The sequence below is a fragment of the Flavobacterium agrisoli genome, from assembly GCF_016522065.1.
GTDB classification, from domain to species: Bacteria; Bacteroidota; Bacteroidia; order Flavobacteriales; family Flavobacteriaceae; genus Flavobacterium; species Flavobacterium agrisoli.
Genome location: NZ_JAEHFV010000006.1, coordinates 109,643 through 123,358, shown reverse-complemented (window position 1 = coordinate 123,358; position 13,716 = coordinate 109,643). Strand labels below are relative to the sequence as shown.

The following is a 13,716-nucleotide window of genomic DNA, read 5'->3' as shown; positions in this document are numbered from 1 at the left end:
TTTATTCAGTTGCATTTTTGTACTTAAAAACACCTTAAAATAGTGCAAAAGTTACCCTTTAAATATGATGAGAATTAAGAATTCCTAATTACATTTGTTGCTGCAAAATTCAAATTAAAAAGACATAAAAACCAGATGCTTACAATCATATTCTTCTTTTTTATTGCCATTACCATCATACAATTTTTATATTATTTGGGTATTTTTAGCAAATTTGCATTTATTGCACCCGCCACATTTACCTCCAAAAAAATTCCGGTTTCGGTAATTGTATGTGCTAAAAATGAAGAAGAAAATGTAAAAAAATACATTCCGCTTTTAGCCGAACAAAATTATCCCGATTTTGAAATTGTTTTAATTGATGATGCTTCCAGTGATGAAACCCTTGAGGTTTTTGAACAGTTTGAAATATTATATCCCAATGTACGTTTGGTAAAAGTAAAAAACAACGAAGCGTTTTGGGGCAATAAAAAATACGCCTTAACTCTCGGTATTAAAGCGGCCAAAAAAGAGTATTTATTGTTTACCGATGCCGATTGTTTCCCCAATTCAAAAGATTGGATAACGGCTATGACGTCGCAATTTACGCTTAACAAAACCATTGTTTTAGGCTACGGAGGGTATCAAAAAAGAGAACGTTCTTTACTGAATAAAATCATCCGATTTGAAACTATTTTAACGGCAATTCAGTATTTTTCGTGGGCAAAAGTAGGCAAACCTTATATGGGAGTGGGACGGAATTTAGCTTATAAAAAAGAGGAATTTTTTAATGTAAACGGGTTCATCAACCATATTCAGGTGCGTTCGGGAGATGATGATTTGTTCATTAACGAAGCCGCAACCAAAACCAATACTACTATAGCGTATGCTCCGGAAAGTTTTACCTATTCCGATCCGAAAGAAACCTATAAAGAATGGTTTAATCAAAAAAGAAGACATGTTGCAACAGCATCGCATTACAAACTTTTTGATCAAATTCAGTTGGGATTATTTTACAGTTCGCAATTATTATTTTTCCTTTTAGCGATTCTTTTGTTTGCTTTTCAATTTCAATGGATGATTGTTTTAGGCTTGTTTTTACTTCGTTACTTAATTTCATGGATCATTATTGGAAATTCAGCTAAAAAATTTGAAGAAAAAGACCTTATTTTTTGGTATCCCGTGCTCGAATTGGTTATTATTTGCACACAAATGAATATCTTTATAACTAATATCTTTTCAAAACCGGTACATTGGAAATAAATTCGAAAATTGAAAAAGCTAAAAAAGGCGACCAAAACGCTTTTACTTTTCTGTTAGATCGTTATTGGAATGAAGTCTACGGTTTTATGCTAAAACGTACCGAAAACGAAACGATTGCTGAAGATATTACCATTGAAACTTTTTCTAAAGCTTTTGATAAAATTAGCACCTATAATACCGAATTTCAGTTTAATACTTGGTTGATTGCCATTGCTAAAAATGTACATATTGATTTACTTCGCAAAAGAAAATCAAATCTTTTTGTTTCGATAACCGATCAAGAAGAACAACAAGCCTACAACATTGCCGATACCGCTCCTACTGCCGAAGACACGTTGATTACCGAACAAAATTTATCGCGATTACTACAATGCATTAAAGAATTAAAACCGCATTATCAAGAAATTATTCAATTGCGGTATTTTCAAGAATTGAGTTATCAAGAAATTGCCCTAAAAATCAATGAACCACTAAGCAATGTAAAAGTAAAATTACTTCGTTCTAAAAAATTATTAGCCGAAATCATAAAATCGAAAAGATAATTGCTTAACTTTATAGAAAGAGTTACGATTCTGATAATTTTACCTCTCCTTTTTTACCGATTACCCATTTTTGTTCTTTTCGTTTTTAACTTTTAAAAACAATTTTGCTTATGATTTAACTGCTACTTAACCTTTAAATCCATGAATTATGTCAAAATTAAGCATTTACGAAAACAGCTGGAATGAGCTCGTTTTCGAAAACCGAAACAAAGAGTATGGTGCGTATCAACTACGTCATGACAATTCAAAAACAGCCTTTACAGCGCTCTTTATGGGTTTATTGTTCTCGGCGAGTATTGTGGCTATTCTATTCTACATCAGTAAAATAAAAAGTCCTTCGCCCGATATGAGTCCGACAGAAATTCCAACAATCGACCGGGTAATTGAGTTTTCGAAAGTACACACAAATCAATTAAAACAGCCCGTAACACCACCAACTGTAGCATCAGCTAAAACAGCTGCTCCTGCGCCCATTGTTGAAAAAAGCCAATTAGTAAATCCAGTTGTAGTACCAAGTACCGATGTTACCCAAGAAATTGCAAAAAATATTGAAAACAACATTCCTACGACTGCCTCTATCGAATCGGTTGGAACAGGTTCTGGAATTTCAGCGGGAACTTCCTCAGGAACTGGAAATGGAACCGATAGCAGTGGAAAATCAGATTTAGATTCGGCCATTGTAAATAGTGGTGTTTTAGATGTAAAACCAACTTTCCCGGGTGGAATTGAAAAATTTTATAAATATGTGGGAACTAATTTCCGTCAGCCAGAATTGGATTCGGATCAAATTTTCAAAGTATATGTTTCGTTTGTAATTGAAAAAGACGGTAGTTTGACTCAAATTAAAGTGCTCCAAGATCCTGGATACGGATTAGGCAAAGAAGCAATTCGAGTTTTGCAATCTTTAAAAACCAAATGGAATCCCGGCATAATAAACAACAAACCTGTTCGTACCGCCTATAATTTACCCATAACAGTAAAAGCGCCCTAATACAAGACAGAACTTCGGTTCTGTTTTTTTTATTCTTCAAAGAAAACAAACACATTCTTCGGTTAGAGAACTAACAACATATCCCAATTAGGCTCTATATTTTAAAACTACATTCCGTATCTTTGCACTTTGAATTTTGAGATATGGAAAGCGTTATAGAAAACAATTTACCCGTTGGTAAACCGAAATGGTTAAAGGTAAAATTACCAATTGGTCAAAAATATACCGAACTTAGAGGCTTAGTCGACAAATACAGTTTAAATACCATTTGCACCTCCGGAAGTTGCCCCAATATGGGCGAATGCTGGGGCGAGGGTACCGCCACTTTTATGATTTTAGGAAATACCTGTACCCGTTCTTGTGGTTTTTGCGGTGTTAAAACCGGTAGACCCGAAACGGTAGATTGGGACGAACCCGAAAAAGTTGCGCGCTCTATCAAAATAATGAATATCAAACACGCCGTAATTACCAGCGTGGACCGCGATGATTTGAAAGATGGTGGTTCTATCATTTGGAACGAAACCGTGAAAGCCATTCGCAGGATGAATCCGAATACAACTTTAGAAACCTTAATTCCGGATTTCCAAGGGATTGAAAGAAATATTGATCGAATTGTAGCGGCCAATCCAGAAGTAGTTTCCCATAACATGGAAACCGTTCGCCGATTAACCAGAGAAGTTCGAATTCAGGCAAAATACGATCGTAGCTTAGAAGTTTTACGCTATTTAAAAGAAAAAGGCATTAACCGAACTAAATCGGGAATCATGCTTGGCTTGGGTGAATTAGAAGAAGAAGTTTACCAAACCATGCGAGATTTACGAGAAGCCAACGTAGATGTAGTAACATTGGGTCAATATTTACAACCCAGCAAAAAACACTTGCCAGTACTCGAATTTATTACACCCGAACAATTTGAACGTTACGAAAAATTTGGTTTAGAATTGGGTTTCAGACATGTAGAAAGTGGGCCTTTGGTACGTTCTTCTTATAAAGCACAAAAACACATTTTATAGTCGAATGTAATAAAGTCAAAAAGTCGAAAGACTTGATAGCTTGACTTGACAACTTTCTGACTTTAGACTTTAATATCTATGATACGAATTGCTATAAATGGTTTTGGAAGAATTGGACGCAATTTATTCCGATTACTCTTAAACCATCCCGAAATTGAAGTAGTGGCTATTAACGACATTGCAGATACCAAAACCATGGCTCATTTGATTAAATACGACAGTATTCACGGTGTACTACCTTATACGGTAACATCGGATAAAGCGGGGTTATCAATCAACGGCAAGTCTTATTTGTTTTTTCACGAAAAAAATATTGCCAACCTCGATTGGAAAGCACAGCAGATTGATTTTGTTATCGAATCTACTGGAAAATATAAATTGCACGAAGATTTAGAAAAACATTTAAAAGCAGGAGCCAAAAGAGTCATTTTATCCGCTCCATCTGAAGTGGACACAATAAAAACAGTAGTTCTTGGTGTGAATGAAAACAGCTTAGACGGAACCGAAAAAATAATATCTAATGCCAGCTGTACGACTAATAACGCAGCTCCTATGATTCAGATAATTGAGGAATTGTGCGGAATTGAGCAAGCTTACATTACCACCATTCACTCTTACACCACCGATCAAAGTTTACACGATCAGCCCCATAAAGATTTAAGAAGAGCCAGAGGTGCCAGCCAATCTATTGTTCCTACCACAACCGGTGCTGCTAAGGCATTGACCAAAATTTTCCCTAAATTGCATAACAAAATGGGAGGTTGCGGCATCCGTGTTCCGGTGCCCGATGGGTCGCTAACCGATATTACTTTTAATGTAAAACGAGCCGTAACCATCGAAGAAATTAATGAAGCTTTTAAAAAAGCAAGTCAAACGCAACTAAAAGGAATTTTAGATTATACCGAAGACCCAATTGTTTCGGTTGATGTTATCGGCAATACCCATTCCTGTTTATTTGATGCACAATTAACTTCGGTTATTGATAAAATGGTAAAAGTTGTCGGTTGGTACGATAACGAAATTGGCTATTCTTCGAGGTTGATTGATTTAATTTTATTAACCCATAAAACAATTGAAGATTAAATTTTAAGAAGCAGTAAATGAAAAAAATTTTCCTTTTAATTTTTCTTGGATTTTTTCATTATAGTTCGTTCGCTTACCCGAATGAAACGCAGGACAGCATTGCTTATTACAATAAAATCGCCAATTACAACCTCTCTTTAAAAAAAACAGATAAAGCTATTTTTTTTACTAAAAAAGCAATTGAATACAGCCTTAGAAAAAAACTTACTAGCGAAACAGCATTTGAAACTTTTAAATTAGGAAAACTGTATTACAGCAATAAAGAATATGATTTGGCTTTAAAAAACTTCAACAGAAGTATTCTTTATTACAACAAACTTCAACCCCAAACCAACAAAGGTTTAGTCTATTTTTATTTGGGATTGACCCAAATTGCGAAAGAAAATTATTCGGCTTCCGAAAATTATTTTGACATTTCGACGGAAATTTTCCAAACATTAGGCGTTTCCGATACCTCAGGTGCACTCAACTTAAAAGCTTCCAATGCTTATCTGCAAAAAAAACAATACGATTTAGCCAAAAAAACGCTTAAAAAAACGACTGAAAAAAAAACAATTGCTTCACTAAGCAAAGCCAAATCGGAATCTTTTTATCAATTAGGCATTATCGAAAACGAATTAAAAAGCGATTCGGCCATTGTATTTCTCGAAAAAGCTTTGCAATTGAATAGCCAAAGAGATGATTTAAATCAAAAAAGCAAAATACTTTTGGCGATAAGTAAATACTACAAAAACAAACACGATTACGATCGGGCTTATACGTATTTAGATGAACATTTTCAGTTAAAACACCACATTCAAGAAATTAACAATGCAAAAACCGAATATTTAGCCTATAAAACGTATAAAAAAAATGAGCTTTTAAACGAAGCGCATCAACGTGAAAAAGAAGAAATTGAAGCCGAAAATTCGGAAAAATACACACAATTAGTCAGTATTTTGGCAATTGGATTAATTTCTATTTTGTCTTTATTGAGTTTGTCCTTGTACAAAAACAATATTATTAGAAATCAAAATAACATTGTTTTAAAAGAAAAAAACCACGAACTATTAATTGCCAAAAACAAAGCCGAAAAAGCTTCGAAAGCCAGAGCCGAATTTTTATCAACGGTGAGTCATGAACTCCGAACACCACTGAATGCCATTAACGGAATCACTCATCTTTTAATGCAGGAAAAGCCTAAAAAATCGCAAATTGGGTATTTGGAATCCTTGAAATTTTCGGGCAATTATCTTTCAACTTTTATCAATGAAATTCTTGAAATCAACAAAATTGAATCGAATAAATTAGAAATTGAAAAAATCAGTTTCAACCTGAAAGAATTAATGACCAATATTAAAAGTTCGTTAATCGAAATGGCGTCTTCAAACAACAACGAATTTATTTTGAATGTTGATGAAAAAATCCCCACTAATTTAATAGGCGATCCCACTAAATTGGCGCAAATTGTCATGAATTTGATTAACAATGCTTTGAAATTTACTCAAAATGGGCAAGTAAAAGTTATGGTTAATTTGAGTGAAATTCAGAATGAAACCACTGCCTTACTTCATTTTCAAGTAATCGATACTGGAATTGGTATTCCAGCTGACAAACTACAAACTGTTTTTGAGAGTTTTTCGCAAGGTTCTGTCGAAGTCAATCGAAAATATGGTGGTACAGGCTTAGGTCTTACTATTGTAAAAAAATTGGTAGAAATTTTGGGTGGCAAAATCAAATTAAAAAGCGAAGTGGGTAAAGGCTCTACTTTTTCTTTTAATCTAAAATTTGATATTACACCCGTTTCGGAAGTTAGTATAGAAGAAGTGGATGAAATCTACAACGATGCCATTCTAAAAAACAAACGAATATTATTGGTTGAAGACAACAAAATCAATCAAATGATTACCAAAAAAATGCTTCAAAATAAAGAAATGGAGTGTTTTATAATAGATAACGGCGAACAGGCAATTGAAACTCTAAAAGCTGAATCGTATGATTTAGTACTGATGGATGTTCACCTACCAGGCATTAACGGTACTACAGCTACGCAAAGTATTCGAGCATTTGATACCAAAACTCCCATTATTGCTTTAACAGCTATTTCGTTAGAAGAAAACCGCGATTCGTTATTGGCATTTGGAATGAATGATGTAATTACCAAACCTTTTGTTCCCGAAGAATTTTATGCCATAATTGCCAAATACTTGGAGCAAAATTAATCGTTTTCGATCATTTTTTTGATTAGCAAACAAACTTTGGGCTCGGCTAATTTAGCAGCTTGAAGGACCTCATCATGCGAAATAGTTTCTAAAAAACCCTCTCGACCAATATCCGTAATTACCGAAATACCAAATGTTTCTATTTCCATGTGACGCGCCACGATTACTTCGGGAACCGTAGACATTCCGACACAATCACCACCCATTTTGGCTACCATATTGTACTCGGCTAAAGTTTCGAAAGTAGGCCCTTGCAAGCCAAAATAAATTCCTTCCTGAACTTTTATTCCATTTTTTAAAGCAATTTTTTGAGCTTGAGCAATCATTTTTTTGGAATAAGGTTCGTTCATGTTTACAAATCGAGGACCAAAACGCTCCTCATTAGGTCCGCGCAAAGGATGCTCGGGCATGAAATTGATATGGTCTTTAATTAAAATAATATCACCTACTTCATAATTTGTGTGCACGCCACCAGAAGCATTGGAAACAATCAATTTTTGAATTCCCAAATATTTCATTACCCGAACAGGAAAGGTAACTTCTTGCATCGAATAGCCTTCGTAATAATGAAAACGACCTTGCATGGCCACCACTTTTTTGTCCCCAACGGTACCAAATAATAATTTGCCTTTGTGTCCAAAAACGGTAGAAACTGGAAAATTAGGAATATCGGAATAGGGTAACGAACAAGTAATTTTTATTTCTTTAGCAAATTTTCCCAATCCGGAACCTAGAATTATTCCGTATTCCGGAACAAAATCGCACTTACTTTGTAAAAACTGAACGGTTTCTTGTACTTTCTCCCACATAATTTTGTATTATTTCATCAAATTTATTTTGGTTACGTACAAATGAAGATTGTATTGGCAAATAGTACAATTGAGGCGCTAAAACCGTATCCATTAACCGAACATAATCTTTTTCGGTAGTTATAATTTTTAATCCTTTGGCTTTTTCCTGAATAATTTGGATATCGGTTTCGCTAAAAAAATGATGATCCGGAAAAACCAAACAGTCATCTTGAGCCGACTTTAAAAAAGTAAAAAAACTATCCGGCTTGGCAATTCCAGCTAAAAGCAGCTTCTTTTCATTTTTGATTGAAGCTACATCAAGAACCTCGTTTTGACTATAAACATTTGTATCGTAATCTATAAAGGTAAAAAATAATTCTTGTTTGGGCTGTAATTTCAACTTCTGTTTAATTCGATTTTGCTCTTCTAAAGAAATATCAGGCGAACATTTGGTTACCACAATTATATTGGCACGGTTAGCTCCCGCTTTAGTTTCTCTTAAATTCCCGGTTGGCAACATACAATCATCAGCATATAAATCGCCGTAAGCGGTTAAAAGCACATAGAATCCAGCTTTAACTTTTCGATGTTGGTAGGCATCATCTAATAAAATAACGTCGGGTTTGTTTTTTTGCGAAAGCAATTGTTCTATACCGTTTGCTCGGTTAGCATCGACAGCAACCTGAATTCCTTTAAATTTTGTAAAAAACTGAAATGGTTCATCGCCTAAAATAGCCGCATTGGCATTTTCATCAGCCAATACAAAACCTTCCGATTTCCGTTTGTAACCGCGGCTTAAAGTGGCTAATTGATTCCCCTCAGCTAATAAACGGATTAAATATTCTATTTGAGGGGTTTTACCCGTGCCGCCTACACTTAAATTTCCAACGGCGATTATGGGTAAATTATAGTACTTTGATTGTAAAAATTGGCGGTCAAACATCCAATTGCGAATGCTTGTTATACAACCATATAAAATGGAAAATGGAAATAAGAGTATTCGAAGAAATTTCATTTCACGAAAGTATAAATTTTTCGTTAATTTGTTTTATTAACCCCTTTTAGCTTTACATGTTTATATTTTAAAGACTGCACAAAACGAAAACTCCAAACCCAAAATAAAGATGAAATTACAAGATATAGTTACCGTACTTGAAGAAATGGCTCCCCTAGCCTATGCCGAAGATTTTGATAATGTCGGTCTTTTGGTTGGAAATCAGGAAATGGAATGCAGCGGTATTTTGGTTTGTCACGATGCGCTCGAATCGGTAATTGACGAAGCCATTGGGCGTAATTGCAATCTGGTAGTATGCTTTCATCCTATTTTATTTTCGGGAATTAAAAAAATTACGGGCAAAAATTATGTAGAGCGTGCCATTTTAAAAGCCATAAAAAACGACATTGCTTTATATGCCGTTCATACCGCTTTAGACAACCATCCGAATGGAGTAAATCAAATTTTTTGTGATGCCTTAGGACTTATCAATACTAAAATTTTAGTTCCGAAACAGCAATTTATTCAAAAATTAGTTACCTATACTGTTCCCGAAAATGCCCAACAAGTGCGTCAATCCTTATTCGAAGTCGGAGCAGGTTCTATAGGCAATTACGACCATTGTAGTTTTTCATCAACTGGCACAGGAACCTACCAAGGAAATGCTGAGAGCAATCCCGTAATTGGCGCAAAACACGAACTCGTATCGACCGAAGAAATTAAAATTGAAGTTACTTTTGAAAAACACTTACAGTCTAAAATTTTAAAAGCCCTTTTTTCTAGTCACATCTACGAAGAAGTGGCTTACGAAATTTATGATTTAAAAAACCTTCATCAAAATATTGGTTTGGGGATGATTGGAGAACTTTCAAAAGCAATGACTGAAGTTGACTTTCTTCAAATGGTGAAAGAAAAAATGCAAGCTAACGGCATCCGTTTCAGCAATTTATTAGCAAAACCCATTCAAAAAGTCGCCGTTTTAGGGGGTTCGGGAAGTTTTGCAATTACAAACGCTATTCAGGCAGGAGCTGATGCTTATCTCACTGCCGATTTAAAATACCATCAATTTTACGAAGCCGAAAATAAACTATTACTCGTGGATGTGGGGCATTTTGAAAGTGAACGTTATACAAAAAATTATATTGTTGATTTTCTTAGGAAAAAAATCCTTAATTTTGCAATCATTTTATCAGAAGAAAATACAAATCCAGTTAAGTACCTATAGAATATGACGAATACGAAAGAATTAAGTGTTGAGGATAAATTAAGAGCTATTTACGATTTACAGTTAATCGACTCTAGAATCGACGAAATCAGAAACGTAAGAGGAGAACTTCCGTTAGAGGTGGAAGATTTAGAAGATGAAGTGGCTGGTTTAAGCACACGTTCAGAAAAATTAAAAGGAGAACTTGAATTAATCGATGAGCAAATCAAAGCTAAAAAAATTGCTATTGACGAGCACAAAGAGGCTATCAAAAAATACTCAAAACAACAAGAAACGGTACGTAACAATAGAGAATTTAACTCTTTGACTAAAGAAGTTGAGTTTCAAGAATTGGAAATTCAATTGGCTGAAAAGCACATCAAAGAAATGAAAGCTTCTATTGAGCATAAAAAAGAAGTTATTGCTGGAATTAAAGAAAAATTAGATGCAAAATCTTCTCACTTAAAACACAAAAAATCAGAGTTGGATGCTATCATGGCCGAAACTCAAAAAGAAGAATTGTTTTTAACTGAAAAATCTGCCGAATATGCAGCTCAAATCGAAGAGCGTTTATTGGCTGCTTACAACCGTATTCGTTCTAGTGTTCGTAACGGATTAGCTGTAGTTTCGATTGAAAGAGGTGCTTCTGCTGGATCTTTTTTCACAATTCCACCACAAACACAAGTTGAAATTGCTTCAAGAAAAAAAATCATCACCGATGAGCATTCAGGAAGAATTTTAGTTGACGCCGCTTTGGCCGACGAAGAAAAAGAAAAAATGGAACAACTTTTCTCTAAGTTGTAATACACATACCAAGCCTCGAAATTCGAGGCTTTTTTTATTTTGTTTTTTATTTTGGGAATTAAAAAAAACATCCGGTTTGTAACATTAAAATCAATTGGGATTTACCTCAATTGTTTGAGTTACATTCACCCCGAAAAAGCGTTATCAAAATCTTACGCTTTATTCAGTCAGCCACGATTGGGTCGCTTACAAAAAGAAAAACTACCTGCCATCCTGCAAAATACTATTACCGAAACTTTCACTCACGAAGACCATCATTTTCAAACTTATATTTGGCAAGGAAATGAAAACACCATTTTATTGGTTCATGGTTGGGAAAGCAATTCGGCTCGATGGGAAAAAACATTGCCCTACTTACAAAAATCAGGCAGTACAATTATTGCCCTAGATGCTCCCGCCCACGGACAAAGTAGTGGTGTCGAATTTAATGTACCGCTTTACACCCAATTTATTCAAAAAGCCGTTCAAAAATACCAGCCCAAAAGCATTATCGGACATTCTATTGGCGGGATAGCCTGTGTCTATCACCAATATTTGTTTCCGGAAAGTAGTATTCAAAAAATGGTAATTTTGGGAGCACCTTCCGATTTACGAACTTTGCTGAATAACTATCAAGGAATGTTGGGCTTAAATCGCAAAAATTATTCGCTTTTAGAACGCCGTTTTTTAACGCACTTTAATTTTAATGTCGAAGATTTTTCGGGAAGTAAATTTGCTGAAAAAATTACCATTGAAGGGTTGATTGCACACGACCAAACCGATACTGTTGTAGCGTATTCTGAGGGTGAAAAAATGGCAACAAGCTGGAAAAAAAGCCAGTTTATAACCACTAATGGATTGGGGCACGGCATGCATAATTCCGATTTATATGAAAAAGTCTACTCTTTTTTATTTTCTTCTTAACATCTTATTTAACCTTCGTTTTTTTTAGTTTACCTTATTTTCCTAATTGTTCCGTTTTCAAATTACCTATCTTTGCCTCATGGAAGAATCTTTAAAACGCTTAAATAAATTCATAGCCGAAACCGGTTTTTGCTCCCGCCGTGAAGCTGACAAATTCATTGAAGAAGGACGTGTAACCATTAACGGTAGTATTCCTGAATTGGGTACCAAAGTTTCTCCCAACGACGAAGTTCGAATTGACGGTAAACTGATACACGAAAAAAATGAAAAACTTGTTTATCTAGCCTTCAATAAACCAGTCGGAATTGAATGTACCACCAACCTTGATGTTCCAAATAATATAGTAGATTACATCAATTATCCCAAAAGAATTTTTCCAATTGGCCGCTTAGATAAAGCCAGTGAGGGATTGATTTTTATGACCAACGATGGAGACATCGTAAACAAAATACTACGCGCCCGAAACAACCACGAAAAAGAATATACCGTTACCGTTAACAAACCCATTACCGAAAGATTCATCCAACGAATGGGAAATGGCATACCGATTTTAGATACAGTTACCCGAAAATGCAAAGTCGAGCAAATTAGCAAATACAACTTCAAAATTATTTTAACACAAGGTTTAAACCGTCAAATTAGAAGAATGTGTGAGTATTTGGGTTATGAAGTTACCGCTTTAAAACGAATTCGGATTATCAATATTTCTTTGGATGTGCCAGTTGGTCGTTATCGCGATTTAACAGATGCCGAGATTAAAGAGTTGAACCAATTAATTGCGCCTTCAAGCAAAACGGAAGAAGCAAGTTTACCTAAAGCTGAACCCACGCAACGCAAAACGAATTTTTATCCAAAAAACCAAAACCCGTTTAAAAAAAGAGGCGAAAAGTAATTTGGCTTTAAATTTTAAAATGCAGTAATTAAAGTTAATTCTTCCGATAAAAGTCCGACCAAAAAATCGAACATATTTAATATAATCGTAATTGAAACCCGTAAAACCGTTCCAGGACTATACCCAAAATAACGTTTAAAGGCCGTTACAAAATGACTTGGCGTTTTATAACCAAGTTTGTCGGCCACTTCGCTCACATTATAATCGCCTTTCTGCAACATTTGATTGGCTTTGTTCATTTTAATTTCATTCAAATAACCAAAAACGGTATTTCCAAAAAGGGCTTTAAATTGCTTTTTGAGTTTAAATTCGTTGGTGCCTACTTTTTTTGCCAAATCAATTAAAGAACAAGGCGAAGCTAAATTTTGAATCACCAATTTACGCGCTTCGTTCATCTTTTCGATATCCGATTTAGAAAATTGAGTCTGAACCGATTCGTTTAGTTCATATTGCTCTAATTGCAGTAATAGTAATTCGGTAATTTTATTTTCTAAATACAATCTTTTGTATTGCCCCGTTTTTTCGCAAGAAGCCATTTCTCTCAAAACCGTTTGCATTTCGGGCGTTAAAGCCAAGGTATTTTTTATAAAATCTTGAGGAATTTTGGTGTGTTGTATTTCGGTAAATTCCATTTTATTATCCCAAAACATATAATTCAAAAGTGCTTCAAAAGCTTCGCTGGGAAAAAAAATAGATACCGATTTAATGGTTTCTGAACTCGCTGGAACTTCAAAAACCTCCGTTCCTTTATTGATTTTACGAATATGATGCGAAAGCGAATGAAGGTCTAATCCTTTAAGAAAAAAATTCATTTGCATCAATTTATCATTAGATTGCAATTCAAAATGAACGGGGCGAACCAAATCAAATTCTAAAAAACTAATCAAGAACGAACCCGCATCCAATCGGTTTTCAGTAATAATGCCATATTCAGGGTCATCAAAAACAACTTTTGCTTCTTGCAAACTGTTTGCTTTTTTCTTTTTGCTTCCATTTAACTGATTGCAAAAAGTAAAATTCGTTTCTTTAATAGTAGTTTTAATTCTCATTAGGCAA

The 13,716-nt window shown here is 34.7% G+C and carries 13 protein-coding genes; 10 read left to right on the top strand and 3 right to left on the bottom strand.

Annotated elements, in window-relative coordinates; translation table 11 throughout:
* Window positions 1–135: 135 nt before the first annotated feature.
* The 6 genes from I5M07_RS13375 to I5M07_RS13350 all read left to right on the top strand — a co-directional run bounded on the left by I5M07_RS13375 (window position 136) and on the right by I5M07_RS13350 (window position 7,072).
* Complete coding sequence (locus tag I5M07_RS13375) at window positions 136–1,242, top strand: glycosyltransferase (RefSeq protein WP_200106953.1); 1,107 nt, start codon at window positions 136–138, stop codon at window positions 1,240–1,242.
* Window positions 1,233–1,784 (top strand): RNA polymerase sigma factor, encoded by a 552-nt coding sequence (locus I5M07_RS13370; protein ID WP_200106952.1) that lies wholly within the window; start codon window positions 1,233–1,235, stop codon window positions 1,782–1,784. Before I5M07_RS13375 ends, I5M07_RS13370 begins: the two co-directional genes overlap by 10 nt.
* Window positions 1,785–1,932: 148 nt before the next feature.
* Window positions 1,933–2,775, top strand: a complete 843-nt coding sequence (locus tag I5M07_RS13365) for an energy transducer TonB (protein WP_200106951.1) — start codon at window positions 1,933–1,935, stop codon at window positions 2,773–2,775.
* 143 nt (window positions 2,776–2,918) lie between these two features.
* The gene (gene lipA, locus I5M07_RS13360; protein ID WP_200106950.1) at window positions 2,919–3,788 is read left to right on the top strand and encodes a lipoyl synthase; all 870 of its coding nucleotides are present in this window, start codon (window positions 2,919–2,921) and stop codon (window positions 3,786–3,788) included.
* 78 nt (window positions 3,789–3,866) lie between these two features.
* On the top strand, window positions 3,867–4,871 hold the full coding sequence (gene gap / locus I5M07_RS13355; RefSeq protein WP_200106949.1) for a type I glyceraldehyde-3-phosphate dehydrogenase: 1,005 nt from the start codon (window positions 3,867–3,869) through the stop codon (window positions 4,869–4,871).
* 17 nt (window positions 4,872–4,888) lie between these two features.
* Complete coding sequence (locus I5M07_RS13350; protein WP_200106948.1) at window positions 4,889–7,072, top strand: tetratricopeptide repeat-containing hybrid sensor histidine kinase/response regulator; 2,184 nt, start codon at window positions 4,889–4,891, stop codon at window positions 7,070–7,072.
* Here the strand turns inward: I5M07_RS13350 and I5M07_RS13345 are convergent.
* Both I5M07_RS13345 and lpxK read right to left on the bottom strand, forming a co-directional pair.
* Window positions 7,069–7,881 (bottom strand): purine-nucleoside phosphorylase, encoded by an 813-nt coding sequence (locus tag I5M07_RS13345; protein ID WP_200106947.1) that lies wholly within the window; start codon window positions 7,879–7,881, stop codon window positions 7,069–7,071. The genes I5M07_RS13350 and I5M07_RS13345 overlap by 4 nt on opposite strands.
* Window positions 7,838–8,878, bottom strand: a complete 1,041-nt coding sequence (gene lpxK / locus I5M07_RS13340; protein WP_200106946.1) for a tetraacyldisaccharide 4'-kinase — start codon at window positions 8,876–8,878, stop codon at window positions 7,838–7,840. Before lpxK ends, I5M07_RS13345 begins: the two co-directional genes overlap by 44 nt.
* 109 nt (window positions 8,879–8,987) lie before the next feature.
* On the opposite strand from lpxK, the gene I5M07_RS13335 reads away from it, so the two are divergent.
* The 4 genes from I5M07_RS13335 to rluF all read left to right on the top strand — a co-directional run bounded on the left by I5M07_RS13335 (window position 8,988) and on the right by rluF (window position 12,660).
* The gene (locus I5M07_RS13335) at window positions 8,988–10,082 is read left to right on the top strand and encodes a Nif3-like dinuclear metal center hexameric protein (RefSeq protein WP_200106945.1); all 1,095 of its coding nucleotides are present in this window, start codon (window positions 8,988–8,990) and stop codon (window positions 10,080–10,082) included.
* A gap of 3 nt (window positions 10,083–10,085) precedes the next feature.
* Entirely contained in the window at window positions 10,086–10,865 is a 780-nt protein-coding gene (locus I5M07_RS13330) for a zinc ribbon domain-containing protein (RefSeq protein WP_200106944.1), read from the top strand.
* A 51-nt stretch (window positions 10,866–10,916) separates the two neighbouring features.
* Window positions 10,917–11,768 (top strand): alpha/beta hydrolase, encoded by an 852-nt coding sequence (locus I5M07_RS13325; RefSeq protein WP_200106943.1) that lies wholly within the window; start codon window positions 10,917–10,919, stop codon window positions 11,766–11,768.
* A 79-nt stretch (window positions 11,769–11,847) separates the two neighbouring features.
* On the top strand, window positions 11,848–12,660 hold the full coding sequence (gene rluF / locus I5M07_RS13320) for a 23S rRNA pseudouridine(2604) synthase RluF (protein ID WP_200106942.1): 813 nt from the start codon (window positions 11,848–11,850) through the stop codon (window positions 12,658–12,660).
* 14 nt (window positions 12,661–12,674) lie between these two features.
* On the opposite strand, the gene I5M07_RS13315 is transcribed toward rluF, so the two are convergent.
* Entirely contained in the window at window positions 12,675–13,709 is a 1,035-nt protein-coding gene (locus I5M07_RS13315) for a helix-turn-helix transcriptional regulator (protein WP_200106941.1), read from the bottom strand.
* Between the last annotated feature and the right edge of the window lie 7 nt (window positions 13,710–13,716).

Excerpts from the sequence above, each read along its gene's own strand:
- I5M07_RS13375 (WP_200106953.1), top strand. The coding sequence starts at position 136 with ATGCTTACAATCATATTCTTCTTTTTTATTGCCATTACCATCATACAA.
- I5M07_RS13315 (WP_200106941.1), bottom strand. The coding sequence starts at position 13,709 with ATGAGAATTAAAACTACTATTAAAGAAACGAATTTTACTTTTTGCAAT.
- I5M07_RS13365 (WP_200106951.1), top strand. The coding sequence starts at position 1,933 with ATGTCAAAATTAAGCATTTACGAAAACAGCTGGAATGAGCTCGTTTTC.
- I5M07_RS13330 (WP_200106944.1), top strand. The coding sequence starts at position 10,086 with ATGACGAATACGAAAGAATTAAGTGTTGAGGATAAATTAAGAGCTATT.
- gap (WP_200106949.1), top strand. The coding sequence starts at position 3,867 with ATGATACGAATTGCTATAAATGGTTTTGGAAGAATTGGACGCAATTTA.
- I5M07_RS13335 (WP_200106945.1), top strand. The coding sequence starts at position 8,988 with ATGAAATTACAAGATATAGTTACCGTACTTGAAGAAATGGCTCCCCTA.
- lpxK (WP_200106946.1), bottom strand. The coding sequence starts at position 8,878 with ATGAAATTTCTTCGAATACTCTTATTTCCATTTTCCATTTTATATGGT.
- I5M07_RS13350 (WP_200106948.1), top strand. The coding sequence starts at position 4,889 with ATGAAAAAAATTTTCCTTTTAATTTTTCTTGGATTTTTTCATTATAGT.
- I5M07_RS13345 (WP_200106947.1), bottom strand. The coding sequence starts at position 7,881 with ATGTGGGAGAAAGTACAAGAAACCGTTCAGTTTTTACAAAGTAAGTGC.
- lipA (WP_200106950.1), top strand. The coding sequence starts at position 2,919 with ATGGAAAGCGTTATAGAAAACAATTTACCCGTTGGTAAACCGAAATGG.
- rluF (WP_200106942.1), top strand. The coding sequence starts at position 11,848 with ATGGAAGAATCTTTAAAACGCTTAAATAAATTCATAGCCGAAACCGGT.